Here is a 19,096-nt window from a genome sequence, read left to right as displayed (position 1 = left end):
TTTAGTCTATCGGGATCGAATCAATTTGTCCCTGAATACTCTGCATCATCTGCGCATTCAGCGCCTCAACCTCCCGCGTCGTGTTCTCCATATCCTGAAGTATGCGACCGGTTTCTGCCTGCGTTTTTGCATCATCAAAGCGTTGGCTGTTCGTTAAGGTTTGCTCACGCTGAGCCGCTGCCGCAATACGCTGTGCTTCGGCTTCCAGTTTCGCAACTTTCCCAGCAATTTCACGCATTGCCAGTTCTTGTTGTTGCGCCTGCAACTGCTGTTGCTGCTGAGCCACCTGCTGCTCTTCTGGCGTCATTTCATCCGGTGCCTTAGGCGTTCCCAGCGCACTGCGGATACGTTCGATAAACTCTGCCTTCTTCGGCACATCCAGCAACTCGACCCACATATCCAATACCGTGGCCTGCACTTGCGGTGGCAATCCGGTAATGACCTGCGACATACGCTCGGCCAACTGCGATTTATAAGCTGGTGTCTGCTGGATCGGCGCAAGTGCAATGTGCGCCCTCAGGCGGGAAATATCGTTAGTCATCCCGTCACCGGACTCTTCATTGATAGTGACCGATTTACGACGACGTGGATCGTCACGGTTCACCACAATAGAGTAATTGCGCCGACGGGTTAGGTCTTCCAGTAAATATGACAGCAGCAATTGTCCGACTTGCTGACAAGCAAACTGATAGTTATCGTTAATTTCCGCCAGCGTCGTGGCACCCTGCTCGACCAGATTGCTGATCGCCACGCCGGAAGCTGCGCTGGAATCCTGCCCCAGAAAGGCCGAATACACGCCCATACCATCCTGAATCAGCTTCATACTCTCCTGCATGACCTGAAACTGCTGCTGCGCCACCTGAAAATCCTGCTGGATGTTCAGCGCATCGGCGGCGGTGGTTTTATTACGGCGGTCAGGGTTAAGTGTAATCACGCCATCCGGGCGTTCAGCCTCTTCGACAAGCTGTTTGTCCGACATGTTAACCGCGTCGGCATCTTTGATGATCCGCTTGGCCTGTAGCAACCAGGTTAGTTTGATACGGCGGAAATTCACTTCATCCTGAGCGGGGATCGCTCGGCAAGCTAAGCCGTACGGTGCGCCTGTTTTGTCTTTGCGATACCCCCAGAACGGTACTAGCGGGAACATGCCCTGCGGCGCTGAGCATGGACGGTCACCAAGAAAGTGCGGTCCGACAAACCACGCCTCACGGATCCGACTGACGCGAGACATCACCACCGACACGCGCCCCGTCGCCAGCGCCACGGCGTGCATTACGTTGTTTTTATCGAACTGGATAACACGGCCATTAGACAGTTCAAGAACCGGCACCCGCTGGTACGTGCGATAGTAGATCACCTGCAACATGACGCGCTTACGGTTGGCAGATACCCATTCCGTATCCTTGCGGCTCCACTGCTGATACTCATCATAGGCACTGATTAAGGCAGACTCCTGCCCCTCGGCAATATCGGTGTCCACAAACCCGCGCCATTCATTGATCGAGTAGTCGATAACCTGCGCCATGTTGGGAAAAGTGGCTTTCACCTCATCCACGTCCAGCCAGCGCTTACGCATCAACCAGCGGCAATCGCTCAAATCTGACTCGCGACTGTGCCAGTCCCAGAACACTTCATTACGGTGAACGGTCCCGACCTTGTAGCGTGAACCAAACAGATCGCTGTTACGGCGCACCTCAACCCATGACAACCCCGCTTTGATCTGCTCAGCGTAAGCATCAGAACGCGCCTTATTGATGTTGGACAAGCGGCAAACGTCAGCAAACTCCGCATTGACTGCATCAGCCAGTTGCTCCATTTCCTCATCAGGATCGTCAGCGATAACCATCAGGTCGGTACGAGTCTTGGCTTCCATGCCCAATACACCATCGATGGTTGGCGCAATCAGGTTATGCATCGTCAGCGGTTGGCCGCGTTCACGCAGTTTCGCTACCAGTTCAGGCGCAAGCTGATCGCCGTCGTAATACGCACAGGCGGTATTTGCCGTGGTGCGCCAGTCTGGCTGCGCGTCAATATCCGATGAAAGATCCAGTAGTTGCCGCTGTGTAAAGCGGTCGCGGTTGTCCTGCTGGCGAGTGTCCTGCTGCTGTGGCTGTGCCTCAGCTTCAATAGCGGCTGTGTTCATCAATGTGACATCCAGTGAGTGGGTTTAGAACGGTTGATAGGTTTCAGTTTCGGTCTGGCTGGCATGCGGGCACGCATTTCCTGCGCAATGGCATAGCTCATCACCTGGTCATCGAAACAACCGGTTTGTGCGCCCATGCTGCCTTTGGCGTCATAGACATAGGTATTGAGTTCGTTGATGGTGCCGACCCAGCGAATGCCGCTGGCCTTTTCACGCAGTAACGTTTTCAGCCCTTCCGTTACCACAGGCTTGCTCTGCTTGGTCGTCAGCCAGCCCAGCTTCGGTGTCTCATCGTCGTTATCGCGATCAAGGTGCTGCTCGGCGTAAATAGCACGAACGGGGTAAATATCACGCAGTTTCTGTAATACTGCATGGCCGTGGTTGTTTCGTTCCGGCCCGATGTAAGCGGTGTTGTACCACTTGCCGATGTGCGCCAGCAGTTGTGCGAACAATTCCGCATCCAGATGACCGAACCAGTGCGCCACCTGTTCGCCTGTCGATTTCTTCACAACATCAAAAGATGAACGGTCACCATTTTCTAGACCTTCCGCCACGTCAGCGCCGATAGCATAATCCTCGTCGGGATCTGGCAATTCCCAGACCAGCAGATGATTTTGTAACGTGCGCTGAAGCTCCTCTTTATCGCCGCCGCGCAACGCCTGCACCTTTGTGCGCTTACCGGCTTCAGGTTCTACGTCATACACAATCAGCGGCGGGGTGCAGCGCCCTTCGGCATGCATCACATTGATCGCGGCAAATACACGGCGGCCAGAGGTTAAGAAAGCCTCCTGCGGCGTAGAAGGAAATTCCTGCTTCATTTCCTCACCCTGCTCGACCTCTTTGCGGATATACCACTGCTTTTGCTCATCACTCAGCGTGACGCGTGTTGCTGCTTCCACCGCAGCAAAATATTCCTGGTGGTATTTACTCAGGCGCAGACCACCGGCCGGAACGGGCGCAACGTATTTCGGATCGTCAAACCACGGATAGAAATGAAACTTGTAATCCTGCATCGTCAGATCAACGCCGGATTGCGCCAGTTCCAGCGCCCGCGTACTCATGGTATGGAAATCACCGCCAACGCCTTCCGCTGTGGATTCATCAAACACGATACAGCCGTCATGCACGGCGTTCAGCGTACCGGTTCGCACCTCTTTGGCCTTCGCCGGATACTTGGCGCAGATTTTCCCGTGCTCGGAAATGTGCAGACGCTGAACCGTACCCGAGCGGAAGGATGTGGCCACCTGAATGCTGGAGCCATGAGAAAACAGGATATAGCCGCCATTCGCCCCGCTGCGTCGCTCAGTAATCTTGAAAGATGAACGTAACCAGCCAGGCAGATTGTCGAACGGTATTGATATCTTGGTACGGAAGATTTCGCCAGCGGCGGTCTTATCCTGCGCAATGATCCCGCACTTGATGTTCTTGTTGAACAGCGCCTGATCGAGCAGGTAGATATCAATCGCGGTAGAGAAACCGAGCTGACGCGCCTTGAGAATGATGTTGCGGTAATGCATGTGCTTGAATAAGCGACGCTGTGCCGGACGCATCCGAAACGTGACCAGTTGGCCTTTTTCATTCTCGATCTTGTACAGATTGTTGAGCCGCCACCACGGATTGCTCAATTTGGACAAAATAAAAAGGCGCTGCTGCGCCTCGGTCATTCCGTCCAGCTCGTCTTCTGCGAGACTGGCATCATAGTGCGGTGTCGTCATTGCGCCAGCATTCCATCATCCGGCATCGCATGAATATCACGCACCACATCGGTTAGTGGCGTCGTCACATCCTTACTTTCTGCTGTCAGTTTCTCTGTCTCGGCCTTCAGCTTGGCGGTCGCCGCCTTAATGCGCAGCGTGTCAGCGCTCAGGCGCGGAACATTCACCGCATCCAGTTGTAATTTACTCAGGCTGTTTTCGATCGACTCAATCCGGGCAATGTTGCGATCCAGACCTTGCTCGGCCTTGATGAATTTATCGTAAAGCTCGATACGTGCTTCGACTGATTCAGCTTTCTGCAAATCTTCCATGATTTTGTTCAGCGTTTTCGTTACTGACAATGCACGGGCGCGGGTGAAAATCAGCTCATCACGCAGCTCGGTTTCTCTGGCGGCATCGAACAATTCATCGGCGTCCAGATATTTGGCATAAGCAGAATGCTTGCGCGGGATTTGATTGCCAGGCTGGAACAGGTTAACCGGATTAGGATTGCCGGGATTGCCTTCGGTAAAGCGCCCTTTTTCATCTCGGCCGTTCGGCTCCGTGTCTGGCGGCTGATCGCTGGTGTCGCTGTCGTCTGCGTCTGCTGATTCATCAGTATCGTTATCTTTAGAATCACCGCGCTTTTTCTCGCTTTTGCGATTCGCGCCTTTCTCTTTGCGAATCTGCGAATCACTTTTTTGCGAACTGCGAATTTGCGAATTCTGCCCAATGAAATCCGTTGCAGCCTTTATCGTGATGTAACGCTTCGCAGAGCTATACGGCACCTCATTCTGAGCGCACCACTCTACTGGGGAGATTCCCGTTGCTGAGTATGCCGTTGCATAATCGGCCAGCAGCTTTTTCCAATCGTACTTTGCCATAGCATCCTACTGAGTAAGCATTATCGAGCCACCTCTGGGAAGTGACTCTGGAATGCGTTACTTTCCACACGACGCTTGCTGTTCAAATGCCAGTGCAGTGCCACCCTTACCAGTAGCTGCCTTGACATCTCCCATTAGAAAAAACGGAATACCGTTGATTTTCACGCATTGGTCACGCAGCAAGGTGGTAGATTCAACGTCATCTGGCAGCGGCTCCGAGAGTGATTGCTCATAAAGGCGCTGCTTCAGCAAATAGCCTTCCAACTGCCAGATTTTGTTAACCGCGTTCTGGCGGGCAATCTTACGGCCAATTTCTGCGTTGAAGTTCTCTGGGCTGGCACAGGCTGATTCGCCGGTTACCGTGAAGCCGTTGCGCAACACCAACACGCAGATAGTCAATTGGTTGAGACTATTGGCTATACCTGCTGGTGATGTTCCCATATGCGACTCACCACGCACGCCGTCACCTGCTGTGAAATAGAATTCGCTGCGGATAACACTCGCAACATGCTCCGGCGTGACACGAGGTGCGGTTAAGCCTTTGGTCTGAATATCTTTCTCAATATGTTGATCGGTGATTTGTGTCATGGGGTTACCTTTTGCTAAAGCGAAAAAAAAGCCTCACTATTGCGAGGCTTGATTATTTAGACTATTTATTTATACGGGTTCAGCATCCGATACATCTGTATCATCAACACTTATTTCAGCTTCATAAATAATTGAAGCCGAATAGTTAATGACCGGAGCGTCAGGATCTGTCAGCACATTTTTTCTGCTTGTTAATTCAATATAACGACCATCATCATTTTTGAAATGAGTCGGAATCATTGATGAATGCACAAATAATGCAGTATCTAAAGTAAAATACTTGTTTTTCCCTACACCAATCTCTTCCGGTAAGTCTTCTTCAACAAAAGTAACATTTGCCGATTGCTGAGAAGTCGGGCACAAAACAAAATCGTCACCACGCTTTGCATAAATCGGATGATCTAATGTCACTTGTGCTAATTGATTTGTTGATGTCAGTTGATCGTCAGCGGGGACGGGAAGTTGAAGTTGAAAATGCATCAAATAACCACCCTCAACCTGCTCCATCGAAGGAATTGGGTAACCACTTACAATTGTAGTACGAGTGCTTTTTAATCTAAAAACCATTTTATTACTCCTATCTGTTTGATATTAATTTCACACATTGACTTCATACGTATTGCTACATTCAGATCAATAATTACGTAACTCTTCGATTTCCCTGATTGTAGAAAACCGACTATTTGCCTGGTCAATCGCAGTCAACAACGGATCAATCCAGTAAACCGCCTGCCCATACGTCAATCGGCAGCCGGAGGCAGCGGCACTAACACTGGTTGAGTCAGTTCCGCTGGCAGAGGCACGCATTGCGCTGGCACGTAGACGGTGCGCGTAGTCGAGCAGCCCAGTAGCGACATCATCAGGCACGCACTCACGACTAGCAGGATGATATTTGACAATTGTCCGGTAAATAATTTGCTTTTCATCGGATTTACCCTTGATGTTGATGGCATACTGATTCGCCTGCCTGGCAATTTCGTTGTAACGATGGAACTGGAGCGACTGCCCGGCGATAACAGCTTGCTGACTTGCACTGATATCTTCCGATTGCTGCTTATCACGCTGCGCAATATCCTTATCCCACCGCAATCCCTGCACATACCAACCTGCGCCGAACGCAGCAGCCAACCCGCCGCATAACAGCAGCGCTTTCATTTTCGTGGTTAACATGGTTTCTCTGTTAAAAAGTGAGAGGATTGATGAGGGTGAAGAATTCAGATTTCACGTAGCGTCGTCAAAACAGCCCTGAAAAGGCTAATTTTTAGACAAATTAATCTGTTTTAGGACAAAGTGCCGAATTCCTATCATCGCAATACATAGCAAAATAATGCTATCGGCCTGTCTATCTGATCCGCTTCCACCAATCAGCGCCCCCATACATGAAACAGAAAGTGCCGAATACATTAGTTTGCCGATTACCCCATCTTTAACGTGGTCACTGAACACGCACCACCCAGCCCACAGAAGAATGGTGACGTAGGCGATGGTGAAAATCATTGCGCACCTCCACCAAATCGGGATCGGATAAGCCCCCACAGATCGGCAGCTTCAATAGCCTTGATTACAGCAGCAATCAGCGAACCGCCGAACGCCCCCAGAAGAAAACCAATCCCGCCAGCCGACGAAGGATTGATATTGAAATAATCGCCAACAATGCCTGTCAGATAATGGGCGCAGGCGCTACCCGTGAAAACGAAGATCGCGATCCCGCGTGCCGTTCTTAAGTCGCTCTGGAATGGTACAGATATCAGTGCACCAATGAGCCCGGCCACCGCCCACTGAAATTGCTCCCAAAGTCGGGATAGCCATTCCATTACGCTGCCCCTCGATATTTGCTATATGCATTTTCAAGTTTGGTGTCATAGCGATTTTTGGCATACGCTGGGCCGTTGTAAATTCGAGCGAAGGTTTCCCAGTCACGATTTTTCAGCGCTGCCAGCAGTTTGGCATCCGCTTTAATAAAGCGCACAAACGTATCGAGTTGCCCTGCTGCCGTGTATTGGGCATTAACGAAAGCCTGTAATGTTGGATAACCGCAGGTTTCCCAGTGGTAACCCATGATCTGGAATGCTCCCCATGATGAGGATTGCAACGCACAACGGCGGTCAATCACCGTCGCAGCACGATCCATATCTTTATCTTCTTTATCTAAGGGTTGGTAACTCCCCGCTTTACGTGCCACCAGCTCAGGATGTTTCGCTAACTCAGCATTTGCCCGATCACCGCCGAAATGTTTCGTCAGTTGCTGATACATGACGTGCGGCTCATATTGCACTTTTACCCGACCATCCGATAAAAATCCGCTGCCGTTACTTTCTACTTCAGTCACAGCTTTAACCGTAGCAACCGGAACCCCCAAACTACTCGCGGCGACTCGGTAATCTAAAAGGGTGAGAATTTTGGACATAACACGCTCTATGTGCAGGAAATAAAAAAGCCTGCTGGGCGAACCATGCAGGCTTGAGGACTGACCAATAAAAAACCGGAGCAGCTTTTTAAGGCATACTCCGGTATCTTTCGCAAATTTAGCGCGTATAGGCGATTAGGTCAATCAGGTTTCTGTAGTAATCCGGCGTCTTTTAATGCCAGAACAACATCCATTTGCCCATTTTGATTTTTCGCAGCCTCATCAAAATGTTCCGTCGCTTTTTTCCATAAATCAGATTTAGAATATTTTCTGGTTGGTTCACTTAATAATCTTTCAGCAGCAGCTATTGCGTATTTTTTATTTGGACTGTCTGGAGGTAAATAATTCCCTTTCGGAACATCCTTTACATAGCCATCCTGACACAGCCCAAGAAATGCAGATTTGGGACAACCTTTTCTCCTGCTTTCTTTACTGCTAGTGAAATGAGTTATTTCATGTTCCCAGCATTCTTGCGGCGATTGCCCATAAATAAAATTACTTGCTACCGCCACGGCTGTTTCACCATAAATCCCCATGTCATGCCTCCATTTCATCATGAATTTTAGTGCTGAGAGCACTAACTGCCTGAGACTCTTCAACATACAACCAGCGCATGCAGCGTTTAACTAGATCCAGATACTCCGGCCATTCACCCGCCGATATCACAGCCCCTGAGATATCCATCAGCGATTGGCGAAGATGCTCAAATGTCGCAGTGATTCGTCCATTGCCGCCACACTCGTTGCACACTGCGATCGCTGGGCGTAATGTTTTTCCCGTTCCACTACAACGCGGGCAAATATTGCTGTGCCGCGCCTCTTTTTCTGACCAATCATATAGAGCCTGTCGCTCCGCTTTGATACGGACACGCAATTGATCTATTTCTACTCCTGCCAAAAAATACTCAGCGTCACTCGCCTTATCTCGGCAACGTCTTTTATCCAGTTGCTTGATTTCAGACTGTAACGCATCCGTATTCTTGCGCGTTTGAGATGATCGAGCACCATATCGGCGCAGCAATTTGGCGATATGCTCCACCTGAGCAGGTAGGTTGCGCTCTAACGCCATATTCATTGCCAGATGGCAGGCAGTGTCTGAATGCTCAAGATGTTTGTATTTTTTATAAAAACGCCAAGCATAGATAGCTCCCATGATACGCAAACCCGCGTCGCTATCATGTCGATACTTCGCCATTAGTAGATCGTAGCCAACAGGATTTTTTCGCTGCGCAATAGCAAACGCTCCAACGATCTGTTCTTTGGAAAGAATACCTTGCCCACGCCCTACGTTCAGTGATTCAATACTCATACAGCGCGGATCGTGCATCTTGATAAGTTGTTCTATGGCTATGGTCATTTGGTCAGCCCCAATTTTCACTAAAAATACATACCATCAAATCTAAAAGCACACTTTATATTAACTTAAAGGAGTAATAAACATGAGCGTAACAAAACCAAAACCATGGAAATTTTGGTTGGCAGCATTGGGGACAATTATGTGGTTTATTTTACTCCAATCATTACAGTTCTTGAATGAAGATAATTATTTATCTATAAAAAATATAGCATTTGGTTACTCAATGGGATTTATAACTGCTTTTTCAGCATTTATTTTTTGGGATATTATCAATGGTGGCTTTGACCGATTATTAAGTAATGATCGCGGTATCTTTCGTATAACAACTTGCTTCACACTGATAGTTTTATTTTTACTTGGATTATTAGGGTTTATCAATGGAATATTCAATTCCATGCCGTGGCAGTATTTTTTATCATTCGCAGTTGCTGGTATTATTGTCAATCAGTGTTTAATTCCAATTATTAATTATGCAGATAAAAAATAACATATAAATACATCTTCTATGCGGCTATTTGGGCTATGTGCAAGAATAACTGGTTAAATAATTATTTACTTCTTCGATAGCCCGGTTATATCCAAAACAACAAACAGCCCGATAGCCAACTTCATCCAATCGTTTTAGCCAAACCTCTTGCTGTGCAGACAATTTCCCTCCCTTAGCTTTCATCTCAATCCACAAACCAGCATATCCACCGCAAGGCAGTGACAGAAATAGATCGGGAACACCGGCGCGAACGCCAAGCCGCTTTGCATCACGCGCCGCCTTCGGCCCACGCTTTCCCTCGTTTGGGATGTGCAGCAGATAATCCCCGATCTTAATGCCATTGATCACGGTCTTATCCGCCCACTCAATGAGCGCGGCCTGCTCTTCCAGTTCTGCTTGGTGCGAAACTTTGCGCACTGAACCGTTACAGACTTCCAGTTTTGACTGGCTGCCGACAGCGGAAAGTGCGTCAATTGAATTACGCAAACTTCCCCCCTTTCGCAGCCAGAAGCCCATTTTCAAACCAGATGCGCCATGTAGCATGCAGCGCAGCCAGATACGTTTCTTCTTTTTCACCCGGTCGCCAGTCATACAGCATGCGCCCATCGATCACGTCATGACATGCTGAGCAGCCGAACACCGCATAGAAGTCATCCGACTTATAGGCCATGCCATGTGTCGAACTGGGCAGGTGGCACAAAACTGTCGTTTCGCGGTCAAAGTTGCAGATGCCAGAGATCTGCAACGTGCAAACCCGCCCACGAGCTGAATCACGGAGGGTTTTCGAGCGATAAGCCGGAGACTTAAGCATCGCCCTTCTCCTTTATTGCTTTAATATCATCCACCCGTTTCAGCACAAACTGAAGTTCCTGATTCGCTGCGCGGATCTGCCCATTAATATCATTGAGGCGATTTTGAGCGTTACGCATCCGGCCCTTACAATTAGCCTCTTCACGCTTCAGCTTCTCCAGCCCCTCACGGTGCGATTTAATCTCACTCCGTAAGCCTGTTAACTCCCACTCAATGCGGGTTTCTTTCTTCGCTAAAGCCAGCATGTGATCAAACGGATCCAATACCGCGCTGCACAAACGGCATTTCACCGAGCGTTCATGTTCAGAAACCACAACCCGCTCATGGAGGCACGTTCGACCTTCTGGCTTCGGCGCTTCAACAAAATTCCGCATCTCCTTGATATCAGCGTTATCATCAAAGCGCTTCGTAAACTGTAAAACGTTGTCGCTATCGTCTGGAAAATCCACATTATCGGTCATTGGTCAGTCCTCAAAAATTCATCAGTTGGTGAACCGCGTTCTCCATTTCGGCTTCATCAGCAAAATACTGGCTCAACGTCTCATTCCAGATCACGCCAAATACGCCGCGGTAAACCTTGTCGAACTTCTCTTGCCCCATGTTAACGAATGCAATGCTCCAACGCTGTTTCAGCGTACCGCCATCAGGATTAGGTGCCAGATCGTAGAATCCGGCTTTTACCATGACGTGATTCAAGTAAGCATCTTTGGTTTTAACTGCCTCTGGATCAAAGCGGCGCTTAAGCTGTGCCGTTAGCCGTTCCAGAACTCTTTCAGCAATAATCCTCGTAACGTTGTCATATAAAGAAGGATCACCCGCTTCCTGAGCGACTTCTTTAGAAACCTCATGAGCTATCCATTTCTCCCGATCGCTGACAAACGACCACGCAGGTTCCCAATACGAAAACCCCAGATCCAGCAACGCCCAGAATTTACGGTGATGTTTGATATTGCGCCGGTCGCCGATGGGTGTGAGCGAGATCGGAGTGCCGATTGGCACCCCTTTCATTACATCGCGATCGTGATCGGTACAATATTTGATGCCGCCGCCAGGCAGCAAAACGCCCAGCGCTTCAGTTTTGTGCTTTTTCGGTGATTTGCTGCGGGTAGCGGTTGTCATGCGGACACCTCCCCTGCGTTATATTTCTCGAACCAGAACACAACAGAGTTACCCATCGGCTTAACGAGTCCAAACGCCTCAGCAGTTCTATAGCTACGGGACGCCCTGCGAGTCACATCAACTTGCGTAGCAATCCGTTCTCTGAACAACTCAACAGGGCAGCTCGACTTATACAAATTGCATGGGATACAGGCTGGATAAAGATTTTCTAAGGTGTTGTTTTCAGGCCTTTCCATTGCATAGTTTTTGCTGATATTCCTCAAGACCGGCTCAACATGATCAACATGGAAGCGTTTTGTTAATAACTCACCACAGTAAGCACATCGCCCACCAAACTTAAGGCGCACGGCTTCTCGCTGTCCTTTTGTGAGATTCACGCAGCCACCTCTTCACTTTTGGCGCACATTTCAGGCAAATTTGCACGCACAAGCGCTTCGGCAAATGGAGGAGGTACAGCGTTACCGCAACGCGCCACCTGTTTATCTTTTGCGTATTTCACGCCCCTAAAATCCTGATCGATGATGTACCACTCCGGGAAGCCTTGAGCGGCGTACAGTTCATGCGGTTGCAGCATGCGCATGCCGATATCGACAATCTGATAATCGATGCCCTCTACAGTCACCAGCCCGAATCGGTCGCGGCTAACAACTGTATGCATAGGGTCATTGATATCCACGCCCTCTTTCTCGTTGCCGTAGTATTTCAACAGGAACGCGCGAACTTCTCCGAAATGGTTTCCGCCAGCGGTCACCGTTTGCAGCGGCGTGTCAGTGCGCTGACCTGTGTTCGTCCCTCTCATCTTTATGAGGTTCGAGGTTACCAGCGCATGATGATCAACGGTCGTTACTGTGTGTGCCGGTTCATCCAGATTCGCGCCAGGCCCCGTGTAATTTCCGCCAAAATGTTTAGCCAGAAACGCGGATACCAGTTGAGATTTACCGCCACCGCCAGCCGTGATTGTGCCGTTTGGTTCATCGGCACCATGGCCTACGCTGTTACCAAACTGTCGCGCTATTACAGGAGCCACTAGCAAATGTTCCGCTTTGCTTACTACGGTCGTCAGCGGGTCCTGAGCATCATACGCCATACGATCGCCGCCAAACCCCGTCTGACCGATGCGAGCGATATACGGCGTTATCAGCGCAGAGTGATTCGTATTGCACAAGGTGTTCATCGGCTGCTCTACCGCTTTTGGTTTTGCTGAATACTTCGGACCACCAGCGCCAACAATAAACGGCTCTAAAGTTGCCTCTACCATTCCCAGTGCATGTCCATTGCCACCAGGTCGAACCGATGAGCCAGCCGTGATTGTGGGCATCGGTTCCGATACTTCCTGCCCAACAGCGCCAGTGCGGAATTTTGTCAGATGCGGAGTTACAACCGCAAAGCCATGCTTGCGAGTGATCGTCTGCAATGGCTCATCAAGCGCCTGCCCACGGAAACAATCGTATTTCGTCTTTGTGCTGGTGTGATTGCACTTAACGATAAACGGCGTCGGGTTGTTGATAACAAATCTCTCCAGCCCGCGCGCTATACGTCGCAACGTATTTTCCGCCAGCGGCTTTTTACGCTCGAAAATAGACGGGCAAGGGATTGACCAATCTATACATTCAGCAGCTGTGCGCCATGCCTGCAATTTTCCTGCTTGCACTGCGGGCGATTTCGGATCCGCGTGCGTAACCTCTGGCCATTCAACCGGATGCCCATCACAGCGCATCACCATAAAAAAGCGTTTACGGATCGTTGGCGCGCCGTAATCACACGCGCGCAGCTCGCGGTAATCGACGTTGTAACCCAGTCCGCGAATAAGCTGCTTGCCCTGCTCGCTGGCTGGCTCAATCCCCAGAAATTCGCATGCCTCGGCTAACGCTGGATGATCGGCAGGAATTCCCCCCGACAACATGCCACAGAACGCTTCAAACGTTTCCCCTGAGCGCGCCGTATCGGGCTGTTGCGTGCCATCCGCATTGGTCAGCAACGGCCCCCATGTTTTAAACTCTTCGACATTCTCCAGCATCATCACGCGCGGACGAACTGCAAGCGCCCAACGCAATACTATCCAAGCCAGCCCCCTGATTTCCTTCTTTACAGGCTTGCTACCTTTCGCTTTTGAAAAATGGCGGCAGTCTGGTGAGAACCAAGCCAAACCAACAGGACGGCCAGAAGTCGCAGCAACCGGATCGATATCAAAAACACTCTCGCAATAGTGCAACGTGTCAGGGTGATTCGTCGTGTGCATCGCAATCGCGTTAGGATCGTGATTAATCGCGATATCAACGCTGCGACCGATCGCCATTTCAATTCCAGTGGAAGCACCGCCGCCACCTGCAAAGTTATCGACAACAATTTCCCTGTTTTTCATGCTGCGGCTCCCATGGCTACAGATAATGTTTCTGCGGTGGTGATAATGGCTGAATCCGGTACGCCTTCGAGCTTCAGGCGGTTAATGTGACTACGGAGTTTATTTTGCAGACCGGCGGATAGCGTGGTTGCTGTAGAAATCCGCTCGAACAGGAAATTAACTTCCGCAGGCCAGACGGTATTCTCGGTATCAGGAATGATGATCGACTGCTGGGGTGCTAAGCGCCCCGCTTCACGCCGGATCTGCGCTAAAAACGCTTCCCCCGTCGCCAGCAGTTTTTCCCGCTGAATGTAGCTGATAGCCGGGCCGCGCCATTCTTTATCAAACACGGCGATTGCCGCGCCAAAGCCTGCGCTGCTGGGAATTTGCTTATCATCTTTCGGCTTGAACCATGTGGGAACGTCGAAGCCGATACGTCCACGGATGAACGCAACGTGATCGGCCTGCTCCGGCCACCACACTTCAGACGTGGCCGACTTAATGAGAAAAACATAGCGCCCGCCGCGCTCCCGCATTTTTGCGGTGTGGGCCATGATGTGACGCATGCCGGTGATATATTCACCCTCATGCATTTTCGCTGTGCTGTAAGGAGGGTTAGCGAATGCTGCACCGTTCAGCTCTGCCAACCGCGCCGCCCAATCCTGCGCCAGCGCATTGTCCTCTGCCGTATAAAACGCCGGACATTTGCTATTTTCGCCATCGGTAAACAGATCGAGCACAAGCGGCCCGAACATCGCATTGATGCCCCAGAAAAGCGGATCAGGTGTGCGCCATTGGTCACCAACATCTTTCAGAAGATGTGCAGGTTCTGATTTCTGTCGCAGTAAGGAAGATACATACTCGGTTTCGGAGAAATCGATCATGCGACATCCCTCCCAGCAATAATCGCCAGAAGGTCCTCTGAACGTGATTCGAAGAAGTGCGGCTGTGTCTCACGCGGATTCGCCGGGCTGGTGATGTTTTTACCGTAACGCAGTCCCTGTGATGTAACGGACCAAAATGACTTGATCTGCTTCCCTGTGCTGAGGCGCGTTTTACGCTCAACAATCCCCGCGGCCTCCAGCCGAACATACGCGATCGCCGCCGTCATGGTGAAACCATGCTGGCGCAACAAATCGGTAAGGGACTTCGTAGAACGGCTGGATCCATCGGCTGCATCGCTAGGTGCATCGATGGCATAGCTAGGCATCAGGTTAGGTATGCCAATGACCGACTGTAATTTTTGATAAGCCCCGAGCTTGGAGCTGTTCGACAGATTCAGCAGTCGAGCAGCAGACTCTACAATCAAGATGCCAGCATGTACTCGGTCGCTGATATTACCCGTTGCTGGGCTTGCGTTTGCCACGCTATCGAAGGTGCGAATTACACTCAGGTGGAAAGCAGGAGAAATCCACATCGCATAGGCATAAACCAGCTCTCGGCATACGAATGTCCCGCCGTTGCGCCCTTCCAACTTAACTACCGGAATCCCGGTAGTTTCCAATTCAGCAATAAGATCAGCGCTTTGCTTGTTTGCAAGCCAATAACTCGGCGCGTGGCGTTTTTCGCTGCCAGACGCACGATGCAGATCATTCAGATTGTAGCGACCGTCGGCGTCGCGGCGAACGGCAATATTGGCAATCACGACCGGAGTGTTCATTGCACCACCTCCCCGATCACTGCCCGTGAGCCGTCATGCATCGGCGCGGAAACTACGCCTTTTCTTTCCATCGCCTCAATCAAATGCGCCGCGCGGTTATAGCCAATACGAAAATGACGCTGGAGCCCTGAAATTGTCGCGCGCCCGGATGTCTGCACAAACTGAACCGCATCAGGATAAAGCTTGTCGTCCTGCAAATCGTAGTTCTCAGGCTGAGGCGCTACGCGTTTCACTTCCCCGCCCAACGCGGCTACCAGCTCACGAATCAACGCCGACAATTCCCCTGTCAGCAACACGAAATCAGCGTCAAAGCGTGCGACTTCATCTTCGCGTTCGATACCATCATTCTGCTCGAGTAAAGAGTCGGAGAATTTCAGCTTTTTTAGGCTACCGTCATCGGCCAGCACAAAGCTGATACGTTCGCGCCATTCCAGCGCCAACTTGGTGACCAGTTTGCCTGCGTCGATATGATTGGTGATTTCGTCACTGGTCAGATCCTGATGCTTGCTGCGCAGAATGCCGCCTTCTTCCAGTACGGCTTTCAACTCGGCCTCTTCCTGCAAAGCAAAATCCGCAGGCGCTTTACCGTTGCGCACCCACTCGGTCAGCGTCAACTCGATGGGCGTTTCCAGCGTCAGCGGTACAACGGGCAGCGATCCCAGCGTTTTACGCAGCAGCGCCAGTGCATCTTCCGCTTTTTTGCCGCTGGCGGCATCAACGATGATCAGCCCAGCCCCTGCGTTAATCCAGATCTTGGTGGTATGGTATTTACTGAACGCACGCGGCAGGAGCGTTTGGATAACTTCATCCTTCAGCGCATCTTTCTCGGTTTTCTTCAGACGGCGCCGCTGCACGGTTTCCATGCTGTCGATTTTGGCGGCCAGCTCACGCGCAATCACAGGCGCAGGCAGGATCTTTTCTTCGCGCTGCAACGTAAGCATGATCTGCCCGTTAGCCTGGTGAGAAAGCACATCGAGCAGCGGACAAATAGGCGATATCCAGCCCGTTTTTGCTCTATCCTGGCTACCGCATGGGGTGAAGGCAAACGGAGCCAGTTTCTTTTCCAGATCATCAAACATCACATCGCTATTCAGGCGATAAATCAGTGCATTTTTAAACGTCATACTCATTGGTCAGCCCTTACTTCTTGGTTTTCATCAGTTGTGCTGTGGTCAGCAGCACGGCGTAATTCATCTTGGTAGCGCTTATCTAATTCCTTGTTTGCTTGTGCTCGTCGTTCCTCCCTTTCGTGCCGTTCCTGCGTTTCCCGTTGTTCTTTCTGATCCAGCAATATCCCGGCGAATGCCTGAATTTTTGTCAGCATCGCATCCCGTTTTCCCCTGTCCACCTTTGGCGGTGGCAAACTGGCAGGCGGGGATAAATATCGGGTAGCATCCGGTGCAGGTAATAACCCTGCGTTAACAGCCTGTTCTACCGCACCTTTCACAGCCCCTTTGTCCCAGCCTTCCGAAACCGTCCACTGCGGCAAGACGCCAGAAGACTGAGCGGTCGCAACAAGGCGCTCATAAGCTGCGATAAACGCCATTCTTGCCCCAACGCGATCGCCATCAGCGAAAATAGGTTCAGCAACGCGCCATGCCTGAGCGATCTCTGCTGTCCAGATCAGCGTGTTAGCCTCATCCTGTGCAGGCAGCGCGATTGCCCACGCCTCATTAGCGCTAACCCATGACGGGCGGCCAGTGAGTCGCTGGATGTTGCGAATAATATCGGCGGGTTTTGGTGCGTAGCGCCCCTGCTCGGGATCGGTGATCCACTGGCTGAGCGCCTGCCGAATCAGTCCGATGTCGAATGAACCGACAGCATTCCAGTACAGGCGGATCACGGCTTTCGATGAATCCTTGCCGTACACGGCCAGTGTCGCTTTCAGCAGCTCAGCAAACTCGCGCTTCACCGCTAAATCAGTGCGTTCGTCAGTGGCGACCATCGATACCCCCCCGATTCTCCAACGCCTGAGCTTCCTCCTGTAGCCACTCTTCAAATGCCTGTGCATTGCGGGCTTCAAGCGCTTCCTGCTTGTTCAGCGGCATAACACCGCGTACCGATTGATTGCGATTCGCCAGCCATTCAAACTTCAGCCCCTGCCAACCAGCAGCCATCGCTTCACCCAATGCTTGATCGACTGTCCAGCCAGCGTTAACGGCTTTCGTCAGCTCTTGGCCGAGAATATTCACGACGGTTTGCGTGATCGGGGCGCGTTTGGCTTTGCGGTGCTTCACGTAATCGCCCCACACCTGATCGCTGGGTATCGATGGGAAGCCTGAGAAATCAAAATTATCAGAGGATGGTTTTGGTTCCGCTTTGCGTGTTCGCTTTTTCGGAAGGGCTACGTTTGCTGAATTTTTCGGCGGCGCACTCGCGCGGTAATCTCCTGTGTAGTCTCCTGTGTAATCTCCTGTAAGAAACAATGCTGGATTCCCGCCATGCTGTTGGTTGGATTCCAGCAATGTAGTTGGCGGATTTTCCACATTGTTGGATTCCCGCATTGTGGGATTTTCACTTTGTGGAGATTCAGCACTTTCCGGTAACTCCTCTTTCGGCTCTTCTTGTTGGGCATCATCGCCATGCAACAACAGATATTCCAGACGATCGGCATTCACGCGATAGTGAATTTTCCCGGGTACACCTTTACGCTGTTCTTCCAACACGCCAAGCGCAACTAACCGCTTACGGGCCGTCTCCTGTTCATTACGGGAAAGAAAGGTTTCTTCCGTTATCTCTTCTCTGGTTTTATAAAACCAGTTACCGTTCATTTTGTTATGCCAGTAAACCATCTGAGACAGGAATACGGCTCCGACGGTGCCAGACCTGACCTTTCCAGACTGTAAATCTGCAAACGCAGGCTGGTAAGCGATAGGTCGGCTGAGTAACTGAATTAACCGACTCATTTGACCTCCGTATAATATTTCTGAAATTTCCACAGCGGCTGGCTGCACTGGTGCGGATAGCCGGTGCGCATAAAAATTACCTGCTTGTTGGCGCGGTCATACCCAGTCACATGCACAATCACGCCGCGCTGATCTCGGTAGCGCCGATCAAGCGACTGAACATGTGTCATGCTCGCCTGCCGTATCCATTTCTGCCGGAGGCTGCTGGCGGGAATAAAACGCCTGCGTCATACCAGACAAAGCCCCTGTGATTGCCAAACGCCGGGTTTCATCCCCGGCGATATCAAGTTTTTTACCGACGATGTCGGCAATCATTTCGATACCTTGAGTTTGATTCATCGCGCTGCTCCTTTCGGCGCCAGCGGCAACCAGTCGGGGATCGGCAGACCTGCGGCCTTAAGTTCAGAATGAACATGCTCCAGCATTTCAGGGGATTCGGCGAACATCGCCAAAAAGCCACGGATAGCAGCGGTGTTGGTTTCAACGGCAGGATTGGATGACATGGCGCCAGCCACGCTTTTGATGGTGGCCGCTTCGCTTTCCGTCCAACGGGTTTTGATCTGATCTTCCCGTACAACATGGAACGGCAAGCCAGCCTTGCCCACTTTCTTGCGGGAAAGCAATTCCTTGCGAACGCCAGAAGCGATCGCAGCCCCTGCCGTTGGTGCGGCAGGTTGGCGTATTGTGGTCATTGGTTAGTC

Annotated in this window: 25 protein-coding genes and 2 pseudogenes; 1 reads left to right on the top strand and 26 read right to left on the bottom strand. The window is 50.9% G+C overall.

The genetic code is table 11. The features are described 5' to 3' along the window. Position 1 precedes the first annotated feature (1 nt). The 11 genes and pseudogenes from KP22_RS04020 to KP22_RS03970 all read right to left on the bottom strand — a co-directional run bounded on the left by KP22_RS04020 (position 2) and on the right by KP22_RS03970 (position 9,072). The gene (locus tag KP22_RS04020) at positions 2 to 2,143 is read right to left on the bottom strand and encodes a portal protein (RefSeq protein WP_039322570.1); all 2,142 of its coding nucleotides are present in this window, start codon (positions 2,141 to 2,143) and stop codon (positions 2 to 4) included. Further along, on the bottom strand, positions 2,143 to 3,807 hold the full coding sequence (locus KP22_RS04015) for a terminase large subunit (protein ID WP_039323443.1): 1,665 nt from the start codon (positions 3,805 to 3,807) through the stop codon (positions 2,143 to 2,145). The genes KP22_RS04020 and KP22_RS04015 overlap by 1 nt, the downstream gene beginning before the upstream one ends. A 47-nt stretch (positions 3,808 to 3,854) precedes the next feature. Next, complete coding sequence (locus KP22_RS04010) at positions 3,855 to 4,721, bottom strand: synaptonemal complex protein 1 (protein WP_039322565.1); 867 nt, start codon at positions 4,719 to 4,721, stop codon at positions 3,855 to 3,857. Positions 4,722 to 4,946: 225 nt separating this feature from the next. Further along, positions 4,947 to 5,300: pseudogene (locus KP22_RS04005) on the bottom strand (Gp49 family protein); the annotation flags it as partial. A gap of 78 nt (positions 5,301 to 5,378) precedes the next feature. Further along, positions 5,379 to 5,876: a hypothetical protein gene (locus KP22_RS04000; protein ID WP_156107257.1), complete on the bottom strand. Its 498-nt coding sequence runs from the start codon at positions 5,874 to 5,876 to the stop codon at positions 5,379 to 5,381. Positions 5,877 to 5,942: 66 nt separating this feature from the next. After that, positions 5,943 to 6,479 (bottom strand): hypothetical protein, encoded by a 537-nt coding sequence (locus KP22_RS03995; RefSeq protein WP_081926221.1) that lies wholly within the window; start codon positions 6,477 to 6,479, stop codon positions 5,943 to 5,945. Positions 6,480 to 6,563: 84 nt separating this feature from the next. Beyond that, entirely contained in the window at positions 6,564 to 6,806 is a 243-nt protein-coding gene (locus KP22_RS03990) for a hypothetical protein (protein ID WP_039322560.1), read from the bottom strand. Then, complete coding sequence (locus tag KP22_RS03985; protein ID WP_015840528.1) at positions 6,803 to 7,123, bottom strand: hypothetical protein; 321 nt, start codon at positions 7,121 to 7,123, stop codon at positions 6,803 to 6,805. Before KP22_RS03985 ends, KP22_RS03990 begins: the two co-directional genes overlap by 4 nt. After that, positions 7,123 to 7,716, bottom strand: coding sequence for an N-acetylmuramidase family protein (locus KP22_RS03980; RefSeq protein WP_039322557.1), 594 nt, complete (start codon positions 7,714 to 7,716; stop codon positions 7,123 to 7,125). Before KP22_RS03980 ends, KP22_RS03985 begins: the two co-directional genes overlap by 1 nt. A gap of 140 nt (positions 7,717 to 7,856) precedes the next feature. Further along, complete coding sequence (locus tag KP22_RS03975) at positions 7,857 to 8,252, bottom strand: DUF6979 family protein (protein ID WP_039322554.1); 396 nt, start codon at positions 8,250 to 8,252, stop codon at positions 7,857 to 7,859. 1 nt (position 8,253) lies between these two features. Next, complete coding sequence (locus KP22_RS03970) at positions 8,254 to 9,072, bottom strand: TIGR02642 family protein (protein ID WP_039322551.1); 819 nt, start codon at positions 9,070 to 9,072, stop codon at positions 8,254 to 8,256. Positions 9,073 to 9,154: 82 nt separating this feature from the next. Between KP22_RS03970 and KP22_RS03965 the strand changes: the two genes are divergently transcribed. Further along, on the top strand, positions 9,155 to 9,559 hold the full coding sequence (locus KP22_RS03965; protein WP_039322548.1) for a hypothetical protein: 405 nt from the start codon (positions 9,155 to 9,157) through the stop codon (positions 9,557 to 9,559). Positions 9,560 to 9,592: 33 nt separating this feature from the next. On the opposite strand, the gene KP22_RS03960 is transcribed toward KP22_RS03965, so the two are convergent. The 15 genes and pseudogenes from KP22_RS03960 to KP22_RS03895 all read right to left on the bottom strand — a co-directional run bounded on the left by KP22_RS03960 (position 9,593) and on the right by KP22_RS03895 (position 19,087). Further along, the gene (locus tag KP22_RS03960; protein WP_039322545.1) at positions 9,593 to 10,045 is read right to left on the bottom strand and encodes a VRR-NUC domain-containing protein; all 453 of its coding nucleotides are present in this window, start codon (positions 10,043 to 10,045) and stop codon (positions 9,593 to 9,595) included. Next, positions 10,038 to 10,370 carry a DUF1364 domain-containing protein gene (locus KP22_RS03955; RefSeq protein ID WP_039322543.1) on the bottom strand — a complete coding sequence of 111 codons (333 nt, stop codon included), beginning with the start codon at positions 10,368 to 10,370 and terminating at the stop codon, positions 10,038 to 10,040. Before KP22_RS03955 ends, KP22_RS03960 begins: the two co-directional genes overlap by 8 nt. Further along, positions 10,363 to 10,830, bottom strand: a complete 468-nt coding sequence (locus KP22_RS03950) for a hypothetical protein (protein WP_039322540.1) — start codon at positions 10,828 to 10,830, stop codon at positions 10,363 to 10,365. The genes KP22_RS03955 and KP22_RS03950 overlap by 8 nt, the downstream gene beginning before the upstream one ends. 10 nt (positions 10,831 to 10,840) lie before the next feature. Next, positions 10,841 to 11,488 (bottom strand): DUF1367 family protein, encoded by a 648-nt coding sequence (locus KP22_RS03945; RefSeq protein ID WP_039322536.1) that lies wholly within the window; start codon positions 11,486 to 11,488, stop codon positions 10,841 to 10,843. After that, entirely contained in the window at positions 11,485 to 11,865 is a 381-nt protein-coding gene (locus KP22_RS03940; RefSeq protein ID WP_039322533.1) for an HNH endonuclease, read from the bottom strand. Before KP22_RS03940 ends, KP22_RS03945 begins: the two co-directional genes overlap by 4 nt. Next, a complete protein-coding gene (locus KP22_RS03935; RefSeq protein ID WP_039322531.1) occupies positions 11,862 to 13,850 on the bottom strand; it encodes a DNA cytosine methyltransferase in 1,989 nt (662 codons plus the stop codon). Before KP22_RS03935 ends, KP22_RS03940 begins: the two co-directional genes overlap by 4 nt. After that, on the bottom strand, positions 13,847 to 14,713 hold the full coding sequence (locus KP22_RS03930) for a phage N-6-adenine-methyltransferase (protein ID WP_039322528.1): 867 nt from the start codon (positions 14,711 to 14,713) through the stop codon (positions 13,847 to 13,849). The genes KP22_RS03935 and KP22_RS03930 overlap by 4 nt, the downstream gene beginning before the upstream one ends. Beyond that, on the bottom strand, positions 14,710 to 15,489 hold the full coding sequence (locus tag KP22_RS03925; protein ID WP_039322525.1) for a KilA-N domain-containing protein: 780 nt from the start codon (positions 15,487 to 15,489) through the stop codon (positions 14,710 to 14,712). Before KP22_RS03925 ends, KP22_RS03930 begins: the two co-directional genes overlap by 4 nt. After that, complete coding sequence (locus tag KP22_RS22680; protein ID WP_280513133.1) at positions 15,486 to 15,722, bottom strand: DNA translocase FtsK; 237 nt, start codon at positions 15,720 to 15,722, stop codon at positions 15,486 to 15,488. Before KP22_RS22680 ends, KP22_RS03925 begins: the two co-directional genes overlap by 4 nt. Next, positions 15,714 to 16,619, bottom strand: a pseudogene (gene rdgC, locus KP22_RS03920) (recombination-associated protein RdgC); the annotation flags it as partial. The gene KP22_RS22680 and the pseudogene rdgC, both read right to left, overlap by 9 nt. Then, positions 16,616 to 17,434, bottom strand: coding sequence for a hypothetical protein (locus KP22_RS03915; RefSeq protein ID WP_039322519.1), 819 nt, complete (start codon positions 17,432 to 17,434; stop codon positions 16,616 to 16,618). The pseudogene rdgC and the gene KP22_RS03915, both read right to left, overlap by 4 nt. After that, positions 17,421 to 18,395, bottom strand: a complete 975-nt coding sequence (locus tag KP22_RS21250; RefSeq protein ID WP_052012465.1) for a hypothetical protein — start codon at positions 18,393 to 18,395, stop codon at positions 17,421 to 17,423. Before KP22_RS21250 ends, KP22_RS03915 begins: the two co-directional genes overlap by 14 nt. Then, positions 18,392 to 18,565, bottom strand: coding sequence for a DUF4222 domain-containing protein (locus KP22_RS21470; protein ID WP_072012532.1), 174 nt, complete (start codon positions 18,563 to 18,565; stop codon positions 18,392 to 18,394). Before KP22_RS21470 ends, KP22_RS21250 begins: the two co-directional genes overlap by 4 nt. Beyond that, positions 18,543 to 18,734 carry a hypothetical protein gene (locus tag KP22_RS03900; protein WP_052012464.1) on the bottom strand — a complete coding sequence of 64 codons (192 nt, stop codon included), beginning with the start codon at positions 18,732 to 18,734 and terminating at the stop codon, positions 18,543 to 18,545. The genes KP22_RS21470 and KP22_RS03900 overlap by 23 nt, the downstream gene beginning before the upstream one ends. Next, on the bottom strand, positions 18,731 to 19,087 hold the full coding sequence (locus KP22_RS03895) for a hypothetical protein (protein ID WP_039322514.1): 357 nt from the start codon (positions 19,085 to 19,087) through the stop codon (positions 18,731 to 18,733). The genes KP22_RS03900 and KP22_RS03895 overlap by 4 nt, the downstream gene beginning before the upstream one ends. Between the last annotated feature and the right edge of the window lie 9 nt (positions 19,088 to 19,096).

The organism is Pectobacterium betavasculorum (genome assembly GCF_000749845.1).
Taxonomy (GTDB): domain Bacteria; phylum Pseudomonadota; class Gammaproteobacteria; order Enterobacterales; family Enterobacteriaceae; genus Pectobacterium; species Pectobacterium betavasculorum.
Note: the sequence above shows the minus strand (reverse complement) of the source record. Positions and strands in the feature narration are given on the sequence as shown.